We start from the raw sequence: 3,695 nt of genomic DNA on the forward strand, positions 1-3,695 counted from the left end.
CGGTACGTCACCGCAAGTGGCGGCGATCCTTGCGCACAATTGCGCCAGCGCTGAACGTGACGGCGCGCATAGCCACGGCGTGTTTCGCATTCCAGGGTATGTGTCGACGCTCAACAGCGGCTGGGTCAATGGCAAGGCGGTGCCCGTGGTTGAGGATGTGGCCTCAGGCTTTGTGCGTGTGGATGCCGATAACGGCTTTGCCCAACCAGCACTGGAGGCCGCGCGCTCGCTGTTAGTGCGCAAGGCGCGCAGCGCCGGGATCGCGCTGCTGGCGATTCGAAACTCCCATCACTTTGCGGCTTTATGGCCCGATGTCGAACCTTTTGCCGAAGAAGGTCTGGTAGCGCTCAGCGTGGTCAACAGCATGACCTGCGTGGTGCCCCATGGCGCGGATCGACCGCTGTTCGGCACCAACCCTATTGCTTTTGCCGCGCCGCGCGCCGATGGGCCACCCATCGTGTTTGACCTGGCCACCAGTGCCATTGCCCATGGTGACGTGCAGATCGCAGCACGCAAGGGCGAGCGTTTGCCGCCGGGCATGGGCGTGGACAGCTTGGGCCAACCGACCCAAGATCCCAAAGCCATTCTTGAAGGCGGCGCGCTGTTACCGTTTGGCGGGCACAAGGGTTCAGCGCTGTCGATGATGGTCGAGTTGCTGGCGGCGGCGCTGACGGGCGGCAATTTTTCGTTCGAATTCGATTGGGCCGATCATCCCGGCGCGCGCACACCATGGACCGGCCAATTGCTGATCGTGATTGACCCTGGCAAAACCGCCGGGCAAGGCTTTGCCGAGCGCAGCCAGGAACTGGTGCGACAGATGCATGCGGCGGGGTTGCGGCGGTTGCCGGGGGATCGACGTCATCGCGCACGGGCGAAGTCGCAGGAAACAGGCATCGAGATTGATGCGCAGGAGCTCAAGCAGTTGCAGGCACTGGCAGAAGGATAAAAGGGGCTGCGCTATCAGCGCAGCCCCTGTGGTTTAGCCGCGACGACCCAACAAAAGGCCGACCACCAGGCCAAAGCCTGCGGAAATGGCCACGGTCTGCCATGGATGGCCACCGATATAGTTTTCGGTGGCGTCCACCACCGGCTTGCTGCGTTCACGCACGTTGGACACCGAGTCCAGTGCTTGCTTGAGCTTGATAGCGACCTGCTCACGCAGCGTTTCACCTTCTTCGCCTACCAGCGAAGCGCTGCTTTTGAGCAGCTTGTCCGACTCTTCGATCAAGGCCGTCAGTTCACTGAAAGCTTGATCCTTGATTTGATCTTCGACAGCTTGGGCGGCAGTTTTGCGGGCCATTGTGTGACTCCTTGCGAGTGAATGTGGCAGTGAACAATGGAGTGTCGGGCTTGGCTAAAAGTTGCAGTTTTTTTGCCGTGAGCGGCTTACGGGCAAAATCCGGATCAGGATATTTCGACCTACAGTGTAAGATGTCACCTATTTGTGCAGCAGGTAATTCAACATGAGCTTCAATCTGGCCAACAAAACCCTTGCCGAACGCGCCGAACTGGAAGATGAAAAGTCACGCCTTTACGATCTGTGGCAAACCAACCTGGGTAAGGCCAAGGGCGAAGCTGCGCGTTTGTTCGGCGAGCGTGCCAAGCGTAAGGGCAAGTGGGCCGAATGGGTCCGTGCCGAGCTGGACGGCATGTCGCCGCCGGAGTTTTCCAACATGGTGCGCAGCGAAGTCAACAAGCTGATGGCCGCCGCTAAGTAAAGCTGGCCACAATCGCTTCACGCACTTTGAGTAACAGCGGATCCAACTGCGCCTGGGTACGCCAACCCAGCTCCACCGGGTAGCGTGGCAACGCCAGTGGGCAAGTCAGTACGCGCAAGCCGGTCATCTGCGCAATCGCTTCGGCAGCATGCCCGGGAATCGTCGCCACCGCCGCGCTGCCCTTGAGCAAAAACGGCAGCCCGGCAAAGTGACTGGTGGACGCACACACCTGGCGGCTCAACCCTTTAGCCGCCAACCCTTCATCGGTAATCCCGATAAACCCGCCCGACGACACCAGTACATGTTCGCGTGCCACGAATTCCTCCAGGCTGATGCCGTCTTGGCCCGGCGCCAGGCTGTGTGGGTCGACCAGGCAGCGGTAATCGCCTTCGCCCAGCACGTGCCGGCTCAACCTGCGCTCGGCAAAGCCGCCGGCGGTGATCGCCAGGTCCAGGCTGCGCTCGAGCAGGGCGCCTGCGACGATTTGGCTGTGGGTCTGGCGGAAAATCACCCGCAGATTCGGCGCGCGCCGGGCAATTTCGGCCATCAGCCGCCGGCCATGGGCAATCTCGAAGTCATCGGACAAGCCCAGCACCACCGAGCGGCCCTGATAGTTCGGGTTGGCCGGGTTGATCATTGCCAGGCTCTGCCGACAACGGTCCAGTGCCTCGCTGATCACCGGTTTCAACTGATTGGCACGCAAGGTCGGCGCCAGCCCACGCCCGGTGCGCACGAACAGTGGGTCGCCGTACACGTCACGTAACCGCCGCAGGCCGGCGCTGATCGCCGATTGCGTGACGCCCAGGCGCAATGCTGCGCGGCTGGCGCTGGACTCGTCGTGCAAGGCTTCGAAGGTTTTCAGCAGGTTCAAGTCAACTTGGGCGATATTTATTTGGCTCATATCATTTAGCACTGATGGGGGCTTTATTCATGATTGCCCCTCGCCGGAGAATGGGCAACCCCTTTAACTGGAGTGAACCTGATGCCCATTTCTACCGTGGCGGCGTTGCAGATCGGATCCTTGCCGGGTGGCAAGGCTGACACCCTGGCGCAGATCCTCACCTATGAGGACGCGATTGTGCGCAGTGGCGCGCAATTGGTGGTGATGCCCGAAGCGTTGCTCGGCGGTTATCCGAAGGGCGAAACCTTCGGCACGCAGTTGGGCTACCGCTTGCCGGAGGGGCGCGAAGCCTTTGCACGCTATTTTGCCAATGCCATCGATGTGCCGGGCGCCGAGACCGAGGCGCTGGCTGGCTTGTCCGCACGCACCGGCGCCAGCCTGGTACTCGGCGTGATCGAACGCAGTGGCAGCACGCTGTATTGCACCGTGCTGTATTTCGAACCCACCGGCGGCCTGGTGGCCAAGCACCGCAAGTTGATGCCCACCGGCACTGAGCGGCTGATATGGGGCACGGGCGATGGCTCGACCTTGCCGGTGATCGACGCGCAAGTTGGGCGTTTGGGCGGCGCGGTGTGCTGGGAAAACATGATGCCGCTGCTGCGCACGGCGATGTACGCCAAAGGCGTGCAAGTGTGGTGCGCGCCGACGGTCGATGAGCGTGAAATGTGGCAAGTGAGCATGCGCCACATCGCCCATGAAGGCCGCTGCTTTGTGGTGAGTGCCTGCCAGGTGCAGGCTTCGCCCGAGGCGCTGGGCACGCAGGTTGCCAACTGGCCGTCAGAGCGTCCGTTGATCGCCGGTGGTAGTGTGATTGTCGGGCCGATGGGTGACATCCTGGCCGGGCCGTTGGTGGGTGAAGAGGGGTTGCTGACCGCGCAGATCAACACCGATGATTTGGTGCGGGCGCGCTATGACTACGATGTGGTGGGGCATTACGCGCGGCCGGACATATTCGAGTTGGTGGTGGATGAACGCGCCAAGCCGGGCGTGCGCACACTGACTGATTAAACACGGTAAAAATGTGGGAGCTGGCTTGCCTGCGATGGCCTCAACTCGGTGTGCCTGATGTACCGAGG

5 protein-coding genes are annotated in these 3,695 nt (G+C 61.5%); 3 read left to right on the top strand and 2 right to left on the bottom strand.

What is annotated here, in order from left to right; translation table 11 throughout:
- A partial coding sequence (locus FEM54_RS27370) for an Ldh family oxidoreductase (protein ID WP_138453731.1) occupies positions 1–946 on the top strand: 946 nt, incomplete at its 5' end.
- 33 nt (positions 947–979) lie between these two features.
- Here FEM54_RS27370 and FEM54_RS27375 read toward each other — a convergent pair.
- The gene (locus FEM54_RS27375) at positions 980–1,300 is read right to left on the bottom strand and encodes an ElaB/YgaM/YqjD family protein (RefSeq protein ID WP_017138137.1); all 321 of its coding nucleotides are present in this window, start codon (positions 1,298–1,300) and stop codon (positions 980–982) included.
- Positions 1,301–1,463: 163 nt separating this feature from the next.
- Between FEM54_RS27375 and FEM54_RS27380 the strand changes: the two genes are divergently transcribed.
- On the top strand, positions 1,464–1,718 hold the full coding sequence (locus FEM54_RS27380) for a hypothetical protein (RefSeq protein ID WP_003190904.1): 255 nt from the start codon (positions 1,464–1,466) through the stop codon (positions 1,716–1,718).
- Here the strand turns inward: FEM54_RS27380 and FEM54_RS27385 are convergent.
- On the bottom strand, positions 1,711–2,619 hold the full coding sequence (locus tag FEM54_RS27385; RefSeq protein ID WP_138453732.1) for a LysR family transcriptional regulator: 909 nt from the start codon (positions 2,617–2,619) through the stop codon (positions 1,711–1,713). The genes FEM54_RS27380 and FEM54_RS27385 overlap by 8 nt on opposite strands.
- An 81-nt stretch (positions 2,620–2,700) precedes the next feature.
- Between FEM54_RS27385 and FEM54_RS27390 the strand changes: the two genes are divergently transcribed.
- Positions 2,701–3,627 carry a carbon-nitrogen hydrolase family protein gene (locus FEM54_RS27390; protein WP_138453733.1) on the top strand — a complete coding sequence of 309 codons (927 nt, stop codon included), beginning with the start codon at positions 2,701–2,703 and terminating at the stop codon, positions 3,625–3,627.
- Positions 3,628–3,695: the final 68 nt, after the last annotated feature.

The sequence above is a fragment of the Pseudomonas edaphica genome (assembly GCF_005863185.1).
GTDB classification, from domain to species: Bacteria; Pseudomonadota; Gammaproteobacteria; order Pseudomonadales; family Pseudomonadaceae; genus Aquipseudomonas; species Aquipseudomonas edaphica.

What these genes read in the sequence shown, in the direction of transcription:
- FEM54_RS27375 (WP_017138137.1), bottom strand. Translation starts at nt 1,300, where the DNA reads ATGGCCCGCAAAACTGCCGCCCAAGCTGTCGAAGATCAAATCAAGGAT.
- FEM54_RS27380 (WP_003190904.1), top strand. Translation starts at nt 1,464, where the DNA reads ATGAGCTTCAATCTGGCCAACAAAACCCTTGCCGAACGCGCCGAACTG.
- FEM54_RS27385 (WP_138453732.1), bottom strand. Translation starts at nt 2,619, where the DNA reads ATGAGCCAAATAAATATCGCCCAAGTTGACTTGAACCTGCTGAAAACC.
- FEM54_RS27390 (WP_138453733.1), top strand. Translation starts at nt 2,701, where the DNA reads ATGCCCATTTCTACCGTGGCGGCGTTGCAGATCGGATCCTTGCCGGGT.